Raw genomic sequence first — 15,091 nt, forward strand, 5'->3', positions numbered from 1 at the left:
CGCTGCGGTGATTAGGGCAACTCGCACTGTTTGACCGTATTGCACGTTTAGGCTCAGCCACAGTCGAGTCCGTGGCGAGCAGGAGTCGGACCCTTGGGGGGCAATGTGGGCGTCGTCGCCGATAGGCGCCTGTCTTCAGCCACAAAGGACGGAACCTCCGCCGGCGGCACCCCGGTCGACGACGCGGCCCGGCCGCCGTCCGGTCAACGCCCCGATCGTCGCCGGCTGAACATCAGGGCTCGCCTGGCGTACGCGAGATGCGGCGCCACCGCCGGCCCCCTGGTCGCGCCGCGGCACCCGCGCGCGGCGGTCGAGTTCCGCCACGCCGTCTCGCCCGCGGCGCGGGTGGTCCTGACGCTGCTCGTCCTGGTCAACAGCGCGGCCGGGCTGCTGCTCGTCGGGTGGCTGCTGCTTCCCGAGCACGTACCCGGAGCGGGCGTGATAGGGCTCGGCGGCTGGCAGACGGTGGCGGCCCGGCTCGGCTTCTGCGTGGTCGTCGGCGTCGAGTTGATCCGCCTCGCGCAGAACGTGGTCGTCTGGGTGTTCGCCTTCAACGCCAAGGACCCGGTCCCGGTCGATCCTCCGGTCGGCCTGCGGGTGGCCCTGCTCACCACGATCGTGCCCAGCAAGGAACCGATCGACGTCGTGGAGCGGACCCTGCGGCGGTGGAAGCAGATCGTCTACTGCGGTCGGGTCGACGTCTGGATCCTCGACGAGGGGGACGACCCCGCGGTGCGGGAGATGGCCGCGCGGCTCGGGGTGCGGCACTTCAGCCGGAAGGGCCGACCGGAGTACAACCAGCCGAACGGTGAGTTCCGCGCCAGGACGAAGTCGGGCAACCACAACGCCTGGCGGGCCGAACACGAGCACCACTACGACGTGGTCGCCAACGTCGACCCCGACCACGTGCCGCTGCCGAACTTCCTCGAACGCACGCTCGGCTACTTCCGCGACCCGGACGTGGCCTTCGTGGTGACCCCGCAGGTGTACGGCAACATGCACCAGAACCTGGTCGCGCACGGCGCCTCGGTCCAGCAGTACCTCTACAACGGCCTCATCGCGCGCGGCGGAAACGGTCTGGACGCGCCCCTGCTCACCGGCACCGGCCACCTCTACCGGCCATCCGCGTGGCGGACCATCGGCGGCTACCAGGACTCGATCATCGAAGACCACCTGACCAGCATCCGGATCCATGCCGCCGTCAACCCGGAGACGGGCAACCAGTGGAAGGGCGTCTACACCCCGGACGTGGTGGCCATCGGGGAAGGCCCGACCTCGTGGGCCGACTACTTCAACCAGCAGAAGCGGTGGGCCGCCGGCATCTGCGAGATCCTGGTCCGCAGTGACCTGCGCGCGCCGCGCGAACTGCCGTCGCGACGCCGCTGGCAGTACCGCCTGCTCCAGTTCTACTACCCGAGCGTGGCGGTCAGCCTGCTGCTCGGCAACTTCGCCACCGCCATGTCGCTGCTCACCGGGGTGAGTGCGGCCCAGCTCGACGTCACCGTGTGGTCGGTGCTGTGGGGCTCGACCATCGCCACCTGGTTCGTGCTGTGGCTCTGGCTCCGCCGGTTCAACATCGCCCCGCACGAGCGGGAAGAGATCGGCTTGGTCGGCATGGCGCTGGCGCTGTTCGCCGGTCCGATCTACGTGGCCGCCGGTGTCGGCGCGCTGCTCCGGCGCAAGCTCGGGTTCGTGGTGACGGCCAAGGGCAAGCTGCGTACCACCGAGTCGCTCGGCACCTTCCGTCTGCACTTCTGCTGGGCGGCCTTCGCCGCCGGCGTGCTCGGCGCGAGTTTCCTGCTGGACAACGACTTCACCCTGCTCCGGGTGTGGCCGGTCCTGACCCTCCTGATGGGGCTTGGTCCGCCGCTGATCGCGCTCGCGTCGAGTGTCGCGGCCCGCCGCGAGCAGCAGCACGAGGAGAAGGCCGAGCCCGCCGCTCGGACCGGGAGAGAAGAACGTCACCCGCCGAAGTCACGGGTGGCGGCTGACGGGGGTTTGCCATGGTGAGGGTGACCGTTCCGCGGGTCCTGCTGATGCTGAGCGGAGGCGTGCTGGTGCTGACCTACGGCTTCACCTTGGCGCCCGTCACCAGCTCCGGGGGCCGGGGGGATGCCCGGTCCGACCGGGCGGCGACGGCCGAAGCACAGGAGCCGACCCGACCCGGTGCGTCGCCCCGACCGGCTCGAGAACTCTTCCCGCCGGCCGGAAAGACGTTCATCGGTGTCATGACCGAGAAGGGCCCACACGACTTCACCGCGACGAACATGTTCACGGCGGCCGCCAAGCGTCAGCCACAGGCCATGCTCTTCACCTCGGGGTGGGCGTCCGACACCTTCGACCGGACTCTCTTCGACCAGATCAAGGGTCGCGGCATGCTACCGATGCTGGCCTGGGAACCGTGGGACTACCGGCCGGGCGAAGCGGCCCACAGGAAGGGGCTCCCGACCCGCGAGGTCGACAGGTTACGGAACGAGCAACCCCGGTACCGGTTGTCCCACATAGCGCGCGGCGACTTCGACAGCTACCTGCGGTCCTGGGCCGACGGGATCAAGTCACTCGGCTACCCGGTGGCCATCCGGTTCGGCCACGAGATGAACGGCTACTGGTACCCGTGGTGCGAGACGGTCAACGGCAACCGGCCGGGCGACTACGTCAAGGCGTGGCGGCACATACATGACCTGTTCCGGGCCGCCGGGGCCACCAACGTCACCTGGGTATGGAGCCCGAACAACAGATGGGACGACTCGACCCCGAAACTCTCCACGCTCTACCCGGGCGATGACTACGTCGACTGGGTGGGCATCTCGGGCTACTACAGCACGGTGTTCACCTCGGAATACCGGTCCTTCGACCTGATCTTCAACCAAACCATCGAGGATATCCGCGTCTTCACCAGCAAACCGCTGGTCATCACCGAGACCGGTGCGTCCGACGTCAACGGGCGCAAGGCCGAGTGGATCGAGCAGACCTTCCAGCTGCTGTCCAGACACAGGGAAATCATCGGATTCATCTGGTTCGAGGTGGACAAGGAGGTGGACTGGCGCATCGCCAGCTCACCGGCCGCGGCAAGGGCCTTCGCCAAGGCGGTCGCCGACCCTCGCTACCAGTTCACCTGGTCGCCGGACATGCTCCTGCGCACGGAACTGGAGGATTAGATGTCCCGTGCCCTGCCTGCCGACCAGCATCCGTCCGCGGATGACGACCTGGCCGAGCCGGTCGCTCGCGCCGACAGCGAGGAACGCCACCCGCCGAAGTCACGGGTGGCGGCTGAGGGGGTTCTGCAATGATGAGGTTGACCGTTCCGCGGCTCCTGATGGTGCTGATCGGCGCGCTGCTGCTGGCCTACGCGTTCGCCATCGCACCGATCGCCACGTCCGGGGGCCGGGAGGACGCGCCGTCCGACCGGCTTGCGAAGGCCGAGCCGGGTGCGGTGGTGACGGCCGAAGCCAATGCGGTGACAACGGCCGCACCGGGCGCCCCGCCCCCACCGGCTGAGGAATTCTTCCCGCCGGCCGGCAAGGCGTTCATCGGTGTGATGACCGAGAAGGGCCCGCACGACTTCACCGCGACGAACATGTTCACGGCCGCCGCGAGACACCGGCCGCAGGTGATGCTCTTCAGCTCGGGGTGGGCGTCCGACACCTTCGACCGGACGCTCTTCGACCGGATCCGTGACCGGGACATGCTCCCGATGCTGGGCTGGGAACCATGGGACTACAAGGTGGACCAGGCGGCCCGCAAGGAGAGGCTGCCGGCCCGCGAGGTCGACAAGGTCCGGTCCAACCAACCTGCCTACCGGTTGTCCCGCATCGCACGCGGGGACTTCGACAGCTACCTGCGCAACTGGGCGGACGGGATCAAGTCGCTCGGCTACCCGGTGGCCATCCGGTTCGGGCACGAGATGAACGGCGACTGGTATCCGTGGTCCGAGGCGACCAACGCCAACCGGCCGGGCGACTACGTCAAGGCGTGGCGCCATGTCCACGACGTGTTCGGAGCCGCCGGGGTCACCAACGTGATCTGGGTGTGGAGCCCGAATGCCAGATGGAGCACGACGACCGCGAATCTCGCCGAGCTCTACCCCGGCGACGACTACGTCGACTGGGTGGGCGCCTCGGGCTACTACGGCACGGGGGTCTTCTCGAACTACCGGTCCTTCGACGAGATCTTCAAGCCCACCATCACCGAGATCCGGACCTTCACCAGGAAACCGATGGTCATCACCGAGACCGGCGCCTCCGACGGCAACGGGCGCAAGGCCGAATGGATCGAGCAGACCTTCCAGCTGCTGTCCAGACACAAGGACATCATCGGACTCATCTGGTTCGAGGTGGACAAGGAGCTGGACTGGCGCATCGGGAGTTCCCCGGCCGCGGCCAAGGCCTTCGCCGAGGCGGTCGCCGACGCTCGCTACCAGGTCACCTGGTCGCCGAAGATGCTCCCGCGTACCGAGCTCGTCGGTTAGGCAGCCGGATCAGGCTGGCGGGCGCAGGCCGTCGAGGGCGACGCCGAGCACCCGGTCACGCTGGTCCGGCTCCGGGAACTGGGCCATCGTGAGGCCGCTGACCAGCCGGACCACGTCGTCGAAGCTGATGTCGTCGCGTACCACTCCGGCGGCCTGGGCGCGACGCATCAGCGGCTCGCCCGCGGTGTAGATCTCCGTCCGGCAGCTGCGGAAGACCTCGGAGTCGTGCAGCAACTCCTCGGCCAGTGCCCGCTTCGTGGCGACGTACGCGACGAAACGCCGCAACCAGGCGACGAGGGCGTCCCACGCGGGCAGGTCGGCCAGCTCCGCGGCGGACCGGCTGAGCGCCCGGACCTCCTCGACGTAGACGGCCTCGAACAGCTCCCGCCGGCTGGGGAAGTTCCGGTAGAGGGTGCCGATGCCGACGCCGGCCCGTCGGGCCACCTCCTCCAGCGAGGCCGACGCGCCGGCCTCCGCGAACGTCTCCCGGGCCGCCGCGATCAGCGACTCGTAGTTGCGCCGGGCGTCGGCCCGTTTGGGCCGCCGTGCGAAGACGTCGGGCAGCTGCTCCGCGCTGGTCATGACGTGCGTCACCTCGCCGTGGTTGCATCCGGAGGCATGCCTCCGGTAGCTTAGCGGAGGATCCCCTCCGGAAAGTCCGGAGCCATGCCTCCGGATAGCTTACCCCGATCCTTCCACGGATCCGGCGCAGCGGTGACCGGCGCCGTCGACGAAGCCGCGGCACGCCGGAACCGACCACCCCGAGCCCGCCCGCGCGACGCCTGATTCGTGGTGGCCAGCCAACTTTCCCCGTACGCAGATGGAGTTTTCTCCGTGACAGAGACCGTTCGGCGCGGCTCGCGCCGGCTCACCTTCTTCGTCCTGGCGGCCGGCGCCGGGTTCTTCGCGATGCTCCAGTCGCTGATCACCCCGGTGCTGCCGACCATCCAGCACGACCTGCACACCTCCCAGAACACCGTCACCTGGGTGCTGACCGCCTACCTGCTGTCCGCGTCGATCTTCACGCCGATCCTCGGCCGGGTCGGCGACATGGTCGGCAAGGAGCGGATGCTGGTCGTCTCCCTCGCCGCGCTCGCGCTCGGCTGCCTGCTCGCCGCCGTCGCGCCGAGCATCGGCGTGCTCATCGTCGCCCGGGTCATCCAGGGCATCGGCGGGGCCGTCTTCCCGCTCTCGTTCGGGATCATCCGCGACGAGTTCCCCGCCGCCCGGGTGGCCTCCGCCGTCGCCGCCATCTCGGCGATCGTCGCGGCCGGCGGTGGTCTGGGCGTCGTCCTCGCCGGCCCGATCGTCACCACCCTCGACTACCGGTGGCTGTTCTGGATCCCGATGGTCGTCGTCGGGCTGACCGCCCTCGCCGCGCACCTGTTCGTCCCCGAGTCGCCGGTCCGCACCCCCGGCCGGATCGACTGGCGGGCCGCCGTCCTGCTCTCTGGCTGGCTGGTCGCGTTGCTGCTGCCGATCAGCAAGGGGTCGGCCTGGGGCTGGACCTCCGGCCGGGTGCTCGGCCTGCTGGCCCTCGCCGCGGTGCTGCTGGCCGGCTGGCTGGTCGCCGAGATCCGCTCCACCAACCCGCTGATCGATATGCGGATGATGCGCCTGCCCGGGGTCTGGACGACCAACCTGGTGGCCCTGCTCTACGGCGCGTCGATGTTCTCCGTCTACGCGTTCCTGCCGCAGTTCGTGCAGACCCCGACCGTCGCCGGCTACGGCTTCGGCGCCAGCATCACCCAGGCGGGCCTGCTGATGCTGCCCATGCTGGTCGGGATGTTCGTCGCCGGCATCCTCGCCGGTCGGCTGGCGTCGCGGTTCAGCGCCAAGGCGCAACTCGCCACCGGCGCCGCCTTCAACGTGCTCGCCTCGGCGATGCTGACCGTCGCGCACGACACCCGCTGGGAGATCGGTGTCGCCGGTGGCCTCGTGGGCCTCGGCATCGGGCTGGCGTTCGCGTCGATGGCCAACCTGATCGTCGGGAACGTACCGGCCCGGCAGACGGGCGTCGCGACCGGCATGAACGCCAACATCCGCACCATCGGCGGCGCGATCGGCGCCGCCGTGGTCAGCGGCGTGATCACCGCCCACCCGCAGGTGAACGGCCTGCCCCGGGAGGCCGGCTTCACGACGGGCTTTCTGGTCCTCACCGGTCTCGCCCTGGCCGCCGCGCTCGCGGCCCTGGCCGTCCCGTCCCCGCGGCGCGCGGCGGCCGGCCGACGTCCGACCCCCGCGACGCAGCCGGTCGGAGAGCTGGTGACCGTACCCGCGGGGCGCTGAACCGGATCGGCGCGGGCCGGCGGGCCGGCGGACAACGCCGCCGGCCCGCCGGGTGGGTTTCGCCGCGCACGGCGGATAGCCTCACGCCGTGGAGGTCCACCGACTCGATCGCACCGAGGCGCGCCGCATCGCCGTACGCGCCCAACTGCTGGACGCGCCGCGACCCACCGACCTCGTGACGGTGGTACGGCAGCTGACGCTCCTGCAGATCGACCCGACCGCCGCCGTCGCACCGAGTGCGGACCTGGTCGCCTGGAGCCGCCTCGGGGCGTCGTACCGCCCTGACCAGCTGCAGCGGGCCCTGGAGCAGGACCGGACGCTCTTCGAGCACAACGCGATGGTGCGGCCGGTGAGCGACCTGGGGCTCTACCTGGCGGGTGCGGCCGACTGGCCCAGCCGCGCCACCACCAGGGAGTGGCTGCGGGCCAACGACGCGTTCCGGCGCGACGTCCTCGACCTGCTCGGCCGCTCCGGTCCGCTGCTGTCCCGGGACATCCCGGACACCAGCGTGGTGCCGTGGCCGTCGACGGGGTGGACCAACAACCGCAACGTCACCCAGATGCTGGAGTTCCTCATGATGCGCGGCGAGATCGCCATCGCCGGTCGCCGGGGACGCCAGCGCCTGTGGGACCTGGCCGAGCGGGTCTACCCGGCCGACCTGCCGGAGCTGACGGTGGACGAGGCGCACCGGCTCCGCAACGAACGCCGGCTGCGGTCCCTCGGCATCGCGCGGGCCAGGGGGACCGCCCTACCCAACGAGCCGGCCGACGTCGGCGATGCCGGCGAACCGGCGGTCGTCGAGGGCGTCAGCGGGACGTGGCGGGTGGACCCGGAGGCGATGGGCCGACCATTCACCGGGCGCACCGCCCTGCTGTCCCCGTTCGACCGCCTGGTGCACGACCGCGTCCGGGCCCTGGACCTGTTCGACTTCGAGTACACGCTGGAGATGTACAAGCCGAAGGCCAAGCGGCGCTGGGGCTATTTCGCGTTGCCGGTGCTGCACGAGGACCGGCTCGTCGGGAAGGTGGACGCCACGGCGGACCGCAAGAGCGGCGAGCTGGTCGTGCACGCGGTCCACCGGGACGTTCCCTTCACCCCGGCGATGGCGGACGCGGTGCACCACGAACTCGAGCACCTGGCGTCCTGGCTGCGGCTGACCCTCAGGGAGGCGGGCAGCGCTCGCTAGCCGGTGCGGCCTACGGCAGCGGTCGACCCGGAAGCGGAAGTCCGCCCGCGCGGATCGAGTTAGAGTCGGCGAGTGAGCGCCCATACCCGCTCAATTCAGGCACTCAGGGCCGATCCCACCATGTCCGCACTTCGCCGCTCGCTGGACCACTCCTACGGCGACCCGGCCCACGGGGCCGCGCTGGACGAGTTGTACGCGCGGTTCGTGACGCCGGGCGACCTGGTCTTCGACGTCGGGTCGCACGTGGGCGACCGGATCGGCAGCTTCCGCCGCCTCGGCGCCCGGGTCGTGGCCGTGGAGCCCCAACCTCTGTGCACCCGCGCCATCCGCGCCATCTATGCCGGCGACGACCAGGTCACGCTGGTCGAGGCGGCGTGCGGGGCGTACGCGGGGAACGTCCGCCTGCACGTCAACTCCCGTAATCCCACGATCTCCACCGTCTCCGCCCACTTCCTCCAGGCGGCGAACGGCGCGGACGGTTGGGCGCACGAGGTCTGGGACGACGAGATCGACGTACGCTGCGTCACCCTCGACTCGCTGCTGCACCGGTACGGCGTACCGACCTTCGTGAAGATCGATGTCGAGGGCTTCGAGGACGCCGTGCTGGCCGGCCTGAGCCGCCCGCTGCCGGCGCTGTCCTTCGAGTTCACCACGATCGAGCGCGCGCTGGCGCGACGGTGCGTCGACCGGCTCACGTCGCTCGGCTTCGACGGCTTCGACGTCGCGCTGGGCGACGACACCTCGTTCGCCTTCGGGGAGTGGGTGTCGGCGGAGCGGATCACCGCCCACCTGCTGTCGCTGCCGTACCGGGTCAACTCCGGCGACGTGTACTGCGTGGGGAAGCGTTCCGGGTGACCCGGGGGCCGCGGCATTCTTCCTGACCCGGGGCCGCCCACGGAACCGTTTGCCCGTCCCCGCGCCGGGAACGCGTGCGGGACCAGCCGTGCGCCGCACGAGGGCGGCGCCGCGAAGGAGGCCGCACATCATGGGCGACAACCAGCAGCCGCTGGCCGGAAAGCGGATCGCGATCCTCGCCACCGACGGGGTCGAGGAGGTCGAGTACACCCAACCCCGGTCCGCCGCGGAGCAGGCGGGCGCGGAGGTGCATCTGGTCTCTCTGTCCGCCGGCGAGGTGCAGGCCATGAACCACGACATCAACCCGGCCAACCGCCACCCGGTCGACCGTACGCTGGACCGGGCCAACCCGGCCGACTACGACGCCCTGGTGCTGCCCGGCGGGACGGTCAACCCGGACCGGCTCCGGATGAACCCGGCGGCGATGGACTTCGTGCGGGGGTTCTTCCAGCAGGCCAAGCCGGTGGCGGCGATCTGCCACGGCCCGTGGTCCCTGGTCGAGACCGGAATGGTCGACGGTCGGACGGTCACCTCGTACCCGAGCCTGCGCACCGACATCCGCAACGCCGGCGGGAACTGGGTCGACCAGCAGGTGCAGGTGGACAACGGCCTGGTCACCAGCCGCCGCCCCAGCGACCTGCCGGCGTTCTGCGCCAAGATGGTCGAGGAGTTCGCCGAGGCTCGACACGTGCGTCAGATGGCGACCGCCTGACATCTGAGCGCTCCGGACCGGGCCGCGTGCCCGGTCCGGAGCGGGCCCGGCGATGCCGCCACGCCACCGGCCGGTCGGCGCTACCGTCGGCCTGATGGGGCGGATGCGGGGCACCCACGAGCGACCGGCGGGGCTGACCTACCAGCCCGAGCTGGTGAGCTGCGACGAGGAGCGGTCGTTGCTGACCGCGCTGGCCGCGTACGACTTCCACGAGGTCCGGATGCACGGGCAGATCGCTCGGCGTACGGTCCGGCACTTCGGTTTCGACTACGACTACGGCTCCTTCCAGCTCACCGAGACGGAGGCGTTGCCGGTGGAGCTGCGGGAGGTCCGCGAGCGGTGCGCCGGGCTCGCCGGCGTGCCGGCGGCCACGCTCGCGCAGGCCCTGGTCACCCGCTATCCGCCCGGCTCGGTCATCGGCTGGCACCGCGACGCGCCGGCGTTCGGGCCGACCGTGGTCGGGCTCTCCCTGGGCTCCGCCTGCCTGTTGCGCTTCCAACGCGGCCGGCCCGAGGAGCGCCGGGTGTACGAGGCGGAGCTGGCGCCCCGCTCGGCGTACGTGCTCGCCGGGGCGGCGCGGTCGGCCTGGCAGCACAGCATCCCGCCGGTGCCGGAGCTGCGCTACTCGATCACCTTCCGACAGCTGCGGACATCCCTGGCCGGACGCGGCTGACCGGGACCACTACCGGTGGCTTCGCCCGCGATCCGACCCGGGCGTGCCGTCCCGACGCCCGACGTGTGGATGCTCCGACAGCGGGAAGGCCAGGGCCGTTGGGCAGCCGGCAGCGGGAGGGACATGGGCGCCAGAACCTTCGTGGTGATCGGTGGCACCAGTGGTCTCGGTCTGGCGGTGGCCCGCCTGCTCGTCGACGAACACCGGGTCGCCGTCCTCGGCGACGTGCCTGGCGAGGTCGCCGCGGTCGCCGACGAGCTGGGCTGCGCCGGGCGGATCTGCGACGTCTCCTCCTACGAGCAGGTCCGGGACGCGTTCGCCGAGGTGGTCGACCGGTACGACGTGATCGACGGGGTGGCGGCTTGCGCCTCGATGTGGGCGGGCGGTGACCTGGCGGAGCTCTCCCCGCAGCGGATCCGGCGGGCCGTGGAGATCAACGCCCTGGGCACCACGTACGTGTTCAAGGAGGCGCTGCACCACCTGCGCCGGCAGGGTCACGGCAACCTGGTGTACATCGGGGCGCTGGCCGTGACGAAGCCCCGGCCGGGCATCCCGATCTACCGGGCCACCAAGAGCTACGGCAGCAGTCTGGTCCAGTCGCTGGCCGAGGCCCAGCACAGCAACCGGATCAAGGTGATGGAGCTGCATCCCGGGCCGATGCCGACGCGGTTGCAGGAACGGGTCGGCGACGAGTTCCTCGACAAGATCTACGCGCTGCCGGAGCAGGTCGCCGCCGAGGTCGTACGGCTGCTGCTGCTCGCCCCCGACGACCTGTACGTCTCCGGCGAGCTCGTGCTCCGCGCGGACGGGCGATGGTGACACCCGGAGGCGCCACGGCCGAGGTCACCGTCTCGGCGTGGGCGCCGTTGCGCACCGCCGTCTACCGCAGCCTGTGGCTGGCCCTGCTCGCCGCGAACATCGGCACCTGGATGCAGACGGTCGGCGCCCAGTGGCTGCTGATCCACCAGTCGAACGCCTCCACCCTGGTCGCCCTGGTGCAGACCGCCAGCCTGCTGCCGACGCTGCTGCTGGCCCTGCCGGCGGGCGCCCTCGCGGACACCTTCGACCGACGGCACCTGCTGATCTCGGTGCAGCTGTTCCTGGTGGTGGTCGCGGCGGCGCTGACACTGCTCACCGCGACCGGCCGGATGCCGCCGGCGCTGCTGCTCACCCTCACCTTCGCCTTCGGCGTGGGACAGGCGCTGACCCTGCCGGCCTGGGCGGCGGTGATCCCGGAGCTGGTGCCCCGGGACCAGCTCCGGTCGGCCTCGGCGCTGGGCTCGATCAGCGTCAACGTGGCCCGGGCCGTCGGGCCGGCCGCGGCCGGTGTGCTGATCGCCCGCATCGGGGTGGCCCCGGTCTTCGCCCTCAACGCGGTGGCGTTCCTGGTCTTCGCGCTGGCGCTGTTCCGGTGGCGGCCCGGCGACGCCCGCGCCGTCGAGGTGCCCGAGCGGTTCACCGCCGCGCTGCGGGCCGGCGGCCGGTACGTGCGGCACTCGCCGATCGTGCGCCGGCTGCTGCGCCGCGCGCTGGTGTTCGTGATCCCGGCGAGCGCGCTGTGGGCGCTGCTGCCGCTGGTGGCGGCCCGCCGGCTGCACATGAACTCCAGCGGGTACGGCCTGCTGCTGGCCGCGCTCGGGGTGGGCGCCATCATCGGCGGGCTGCTGCTGCCGAGGATCCGGACCTGGATGTCGGCCAACCAGTTCCTGCTGGTGGCCGGGGCGACCTACGGCGGCACGCTGATCGTGGTGGCGTCCGTGCGGATCGTCCCGGTGGTGCTGCTCGCCCTGCTGCCGGCCGGGGTGGCCTGGGTGACCGTCCTCGCCAACGTCAACGCCGAGATCCAGCTCTTCCTGCCCGGCTGGGTACGCGCCCGCGGCCTGGCCGTGTACCAGATCGTCCAGGGCGGCGGGCAGGCCGTCGGCGCGTTCGCCTGGGGTGTGGTGGCGGACGTCGCCGGGCTGGCCGCCGCGTTCCTCGTGGCGGCCGCGCTGATGCTGATCGGCGCGGTGACGTCGCAGATCTGGCCGCTGCCCGACCTGCGCGGGCTGAACAAGGACCCGACCACCTACCGGCCGCCCCTGGAACTGGCGCTCGAACCTGATCCCCGGGTGGGGCCGGTGCTGGTGGTGGTCACCTACACCGTCCGGCCCGGGCGGGAGGCCGAGTTCCTGGATGCGATGGACCACGTCCGCGGGTTCCGGCAGCGTACCGGGGCGATGCGGTGGGGACTCTTCCGCGAGGGCGAGAGCCCGGCCCAGTTCGCGGAGGTCTACCTGGTGCCGTCCTGGGACGAGCACCTGCGCCAGCACGGGGGTCGGCTGACGACCGCCGACCGCGAGGCCGAGGAACGGGCCAAGGAACTCGCCGAGGGCGAGCCGGAGGTGCGGCACCTGCTGCCGGCCGCCGCCGGCCTGGCGCTGGCCGACGACGGTGACCTGGCGTGACCCCGTCCGGCCGGTGTGTCGTCCGACGGCGAGCCACCGGCTCCGGCGGCTCGTCCGGCGAGCGTGATCGCGCGCATTTCGGGAATGAGCGGCCACGGCGAGCGAGAGGGAGATCGCGCCCGGCACCGCAACGGGCGGTCGCCCGTTGCCACCGGGCGCGACGAGCCGCGGGCGGACCCCGTCGACGGGCGGGTGCGGTGCGCCGGTTCCATCGGCCGATGAAGCAACCCATGGGGGAATGGAGTGAGCAGGATGGCTCGAAAGAGCACGATCGGGGTGCGGTCGGTGACCGACGCCCTGGGCATCGAACGGGCAAGTCGGGACCGCCCGTCCGAGGGCCTGGCCCGGTTCCTGGGCTGGTTCAGCCTCGGGCTGGGCGCCGCCGCCCTCGGCGCGCGATCGCGCGTCAGCCGACTGTCCGGCATCGACGACTCCCGGACCGCGCAGACCGTGCTGCGGATCGCCGGGGTGCGGGAACTGGGCCACGCCGCGGCGCTGCTCGTCCCCCGCCGAGCCGGGTGGGGGGCGTGGACCCGGGTGGCCGGCGACGCGATGGACCTCGCCGCCTGCGGACGGGCGCTGCAGCGGCGGCGCGGGGAACGGCGACGGCGGCTGACGTACACCACCATGGCGGTCGCCGGGATCACCGCGGTCGACCTCTACACCGCCGTACGCGTCGCCCGACGCCGGCGCGCGGACGGCAACGAGGTACACGCTGCGGTGACGGTCAACCGGAACATCGAGGACGTCTACCGGTTCTGGCACGACTTCGAGAACCTGCCGCGCTTCATGTACCACCTGCGGTCGGTGCGGATGACGGGCGACCGGCGGTCCCGGTGGATCGCGAGGGCGCCGGCCGGCAAGAGCGTGGAGTGGGACGCCGAGATCGTCGACGACCGCCCGAACGCGCTGATCAGTTGGCGCTCGGTGGCGGGCGCGCGGGTGCCCAACTCCGGCACCGTCCGGTTCATGCGCGCCGCCGGTGGGCGGGGCACGGAGGTGCGCGTCCAGATCAGTTACCGGGCGCCGGGCGGGATGCTCGGGGCGAAGGTCGCCAAGCTCTTCGGTGAGGACCCCCAGCAGCAGGTCTGCGACGACCTGCGGCGGTTCAAGCAGGTGATCGAGACGGGCGAGATCGTCCGCTCCGACGCCAGCCCGAACGGCAGCAGCGTCCACCAACAGGCAAACCAGCGCCCGGCGCGACCGGTGGCGATGCGTGGAGCGGAGTGGTGAGGAACCGATGCTAGCCAACTGCTGGATCGCGCCGAACAGCCTGGCCGTCGAGGACGTCCCCGACCCGCAGATCCTCAACCCGCGGGACGCCATCCTCCGGATCACCTCGTCGGCGATCTGCGGATCCGACCTGCACCTGCTGGACGGATTCATCCCGGCGATGAGGAAGGGCGACATCCTCGGGCACGAGTTCATGGGCGAGATCGTCGAGCTCGGCCAGGGCGTACGGGACGGGCTGAGCGTCGGTGACCGGGTGGTGGTGGGCTTCCCGATCGCCTGCGGTGACTGCATCTCCTGCCAGCGCGGTCTCTACTCGGTCTGCGAGAACTCCAATCCCAACGCGGCGATCGCGGAGACGGCGATGGGCCACTCGCCGGCCGGCATCTTCGGCTACTCCCACCTGCTCGGCGGCTATGCCGGGGGACAGGCGCAGTACGTCCGGGTGCCCTTCGCCGACGTGGGCGCCCTCAAGATCGAGGACGACCTGCCCGACGAGAAGGTGCTGTTCCTGTCGGACGTGCTGCCGACCGGCTACATGGCCGCCGAGATGTGCGACATCGAGCGCGGCGACATCATCGCCATCTGGGGCGCCGGGCCGGTCGGGCAGTTCGCCGCCGCCAGCGCGTTCCTGCTCGGCGCCGAGCGGGTCATCGTCATCGACCGGTACCCGTACCGGCTGCGGATGGTGCGGGAGAACACCGGCGCGGAGACCATCAACTACGAGGAGTCCGACGTCCTGGACGCGCTCCGCGAGATGACCGTCGGACGCGGGCCGGACGGTTGCATCGACGCGGTCGGCATGGAGGGGCACCACGCCTCCGCGGCGCTGCACGCGTACGACCGGGCGAAGCAGGCGGCGAAGGTGGAGACGGACCGGCCGCACGCGCTGCGGGAAGCCGTGCTGGCCTGCCGCAATGGCGGCACCATCTCGGCGGTCGGCGCGTACGGCGGCTTCATCGACAAGTTCCCGATGGGCTCGTTCATGAACCGGTCGCTGACCATGCGGTCCGGGCAGGCCCACGTGCAGCGCTACATGCGGCCGCTGCTGGAACGGATCCGCAAGGGCGAGATCGACCCGAGCTTCATCATCACCCACACCATGCGGCTCGACGACACGCCCCACGGCTACGACATCTTCAAGAACAAGCAGGAAGAGTGCGTCAAGGTCGTGCTCAAGCCGTAGCGGAACCATCCACACCGTCGCGCCGGGCAGCGGGCCCGGCGCGAC

At 71.2% G+C, this 15,091-nt stretch carries 13 protein-coding genes; 12 read left to right on the forward strand and 1 reads right to left on the reverse strand.

Features of this window, described 5'->3' with window-relative positions; translation table 11 throughout:
• The first annotated feature begins 93 nt into the window (after positions 1–93).
• From ACFOYX_RS15955 to ACFOYX_RS15965, 3 genes are all read left to right on the forward strand, one after another.
• Positions 94–2,010, forward strand: a complete 1,917-nt coding sequence (locus ACFOYX_RS15955) for a glycosyltransferase family 2 protein (protein ID WP_322441192.1) — start codon at positions 94–96, stop codon at positions 2,008–2,010.
• Positions 2,004–3,158 (forward strand): glycosyl hydrolase, encoded by a 1,155-nt coding sequence (locus ACFOYX_RS15960; RefSeq protein WP_322441193.1) that lies wholly within the window; start codon positions 2,004–2,006, stop codon positions 3,156–3,158. The genes ACFOYX_RS15955 and ACFOYX_RS15960 overlap by 7 nt, the downstream gene beginning before the upstream one ends.
• Positions 3,159–3,289: 131 nt before the next feature.
• Positions 3,290–4,468, forward strand: a complete 1,179-nt coding sequence (locus ACFOYX_RS15965) for a glycosyl hydrolase (protein WP_322441194.1) — start codon at positions 3,290–3,292, stop codon at positions 4,466–4,468.
• 9 nt (positions 4,469–4,477) lie between these two features.
• Here the strand turns inward: ACFOYX_RS15965 and ACFOYX_RS15970 are convergent, their stop codons facing one another.
• Positions 4,478–5,050 (reverse strand): TetR family transcriptional regulator, encoded by a 573-nt coding sequence (locus tag ACFOYX_RS15970; RefSeq protein WP_322441195.1) that lies wholly within the window; start codon positions 5,048–5,050, stop codon positions 4,478–4,480.
• A 252-nt stretch (positions 5,051–5,302) separates the two neighbouring features.
• Between ACFOYX_RS15970 and ACFOYX_RS15975 the strand changes: the two genes are divergently transcribed.
• From ACFOYX_RS15975 to ACFOYX_RS16015, 9 genes are all read left to right on the forward strand, one after another.
• Positions 5,303–6,757, forward strand: a complete 1,455-nt coding sequence (locus ACFOYX_RS15975) for an MFS transporter (protein ID WP_322441196.1) — start codon at positions 5,303–5,305, stop codon at positions 6,755–6,757.
• Between the two features lie 88 nt (positions 6,758–6,845).
• Positions 6,846–7,943 (forward strand): DNA glycosylase AlkZ-like family protein, encoded by a 1,098-nt coding sequence (locus ACFOYX_RS15980; protein ID WP_322441197.1) that lies wholly within the window; start codon positions 6,846–6,848, stop codon positions 7,941–7,943.
• Positions 7,944–8,015: 72 nt separating this feature from the next.
• Positions 8,016–8,798, forward strand: coding sequence for an FkbM family methyltransferase (locus tag ACFOYX_RS15985; RefSeq protein WP_377534078.1), 783 nt, complete (start codon positions 8,016–8,018; stop codon positions 8,796–8,798).
• A gap of 130 nt (positions 8,799–8,928) precedes the next feature.
• The gene (locus ACFOYX_RS15990) at positions 8,929–9,510 is read left to right on the forward strand and encodes a type 1 glutamine amidotransferase domain-containing protein (RefSeq protein WP_322441199.1); all 582 of its coding nucleotides are present in this window, start codon (positions 8,929–8,931) and stop codon (positions 9,508–9,510) included.
• Between the two features lie 94 nt (positions 9,511–9,604).
• A complete protein-coding gene (locus ACFOYX_RS15995) occupies positions 9,605–10,183 on the forward strand; it encodes an alpha-ketoglutarate-dependent dioxygenase AlkB (protein WP_322441200.1) in 579 nt (192 codons plus the stop codon).
• A gap of 123 nt (positions 10,184–10,306) precedes the next feature.
• Positions 10,307–11,002 (forward strand): SDR family oxidoreductase, encoded by a 696-nt coding sequence (locus tag ACFOYX_RS16000; RefSeq protein WP_322441201.1) that lies wholly within the window; start codon positions 10,307–10,309, stop codon positions 11,000–11,002.
• On the forward strand, positions 10,996–12,630 hold the full coding sequence (locus ACFOYX_RS16005) for an MFS transporter (protein WP_322441202.1): 1,635 nt from the start codon (positions 10,996–10,998) through the stop codon (positions 12,628–12,630). The genes ACFOYX_RS16000 and ACFOYX_RS16005 overlap by 7 nt, the downstream gene beginning before the upstream one ends.
• 252 nt (positions 12,631–12,882) lie before the next feature.
• Positions 12,883–13,863 carry an SRPBCC family protein gene (locus ACFOYX_RS16010; RefSeq protein ID WP_322441203.1) on the forward strand — a complete coding sequence of 327 codons (981 nt, stop codon included), beginning with the start codon at positions 12,883–12,885 and terminating at the stop codon, positions 13,861–13,863.
• Positions 13,864–13,870: 7 nt separating this feature from the next.
• The gene (locus ACFOYX_RS16015) at positions 13,871–15,046 is read left to right on the forward strand and encodes a zinc-dependent alcohol dehydrogenase (protein ID WP_322441204.1); all 1,176 of its coding nucleotides are present in this window, start codon (positions 13,871–13,873) and stop codon (positions 15,044–15,046) included.
• Positions 15,047–15,091 lie beyond the last annotated feature (45 nt).

The organism is Micromonospora sp. GCM10011541 (assembly GCF_042650725.1).
Classification (GTDB): Bacteria; Actinomycetota; Actinomycetes; order Mycobacteriales; family Micromonosporaceae; genus Micromonospora; species Micromonospora sicca.

Excerpts from the sequence above, each read along its gene's own strand:
- ACFOYX_RS15960 (WP_322441193.1), top strand. The coding sequence starts at position 2,004 with ATGGTGAGGGTGACCGTTCCGCGGGTCCTGCTGATGCTGAGCGGAGGC.
- ACFOYX_RS15965 (WP_322441194.1), top strand. The coding sequence starts at position 3,290 with ATGAGGTTGACCGTTCCGCGGCTCCTGATGGTGCTGATCGGCGCGCTG.
- ACFOYX_RS15970 (WP_322441195.1), bottom strand. The coding sequence starts at position 5,050 with ATGACCAGCGCGGAGCAGCTGCCCGACGTCTTCGCACGGCGGCCCAAA.
- ACFOYX_RS15990 (WP_322441199.1), top strand. The coding sequence starts at position 8,929 with ATGGGCGACAACCAGCAGCCGCTGGCCGGAAAGCGGATCGCGATCCTC.
- ACFOYX_RS15995 (WP_322441200.1), top strand. The coding sequence starts at position 9,605 with ATGGGGCGGATGCGGGGCACCCACGAGCGACCGGCGGGGCTGACCTAC.
- ACFOYX_RS16000 (WP_322441201.1), top strand. The coding sequence starts at position 10,307 with ATGGGCGCCAGAACCTTCGTGGTGATCGGTGGCACCAGTGGTCTCGGT.
- ACFOYX_RS16005 (WP_322441202.1), top strand. The coding sequence starts at position 10,996 with ATGGTGACACCCGGAGGCGCCACGGCCGAGGTCACCGTCTCGGCGTGG.
- ACFOYX_RS16010 (WP_322441203.1), top strand. The coding sequence starts at position 12,883 with ATGGCTCGAAAGAGCACGATCGGGGTGCGGTCGGTGACCGACGCCCTG.
- ACFOYX_RS16015 (WP_322441204.1), top strand. The coding sequence starts at position 13,871 with ATGCTAGCCAACTGCTGGATCGCGCCGAACAGCCTGGCCGTCGAGGAC.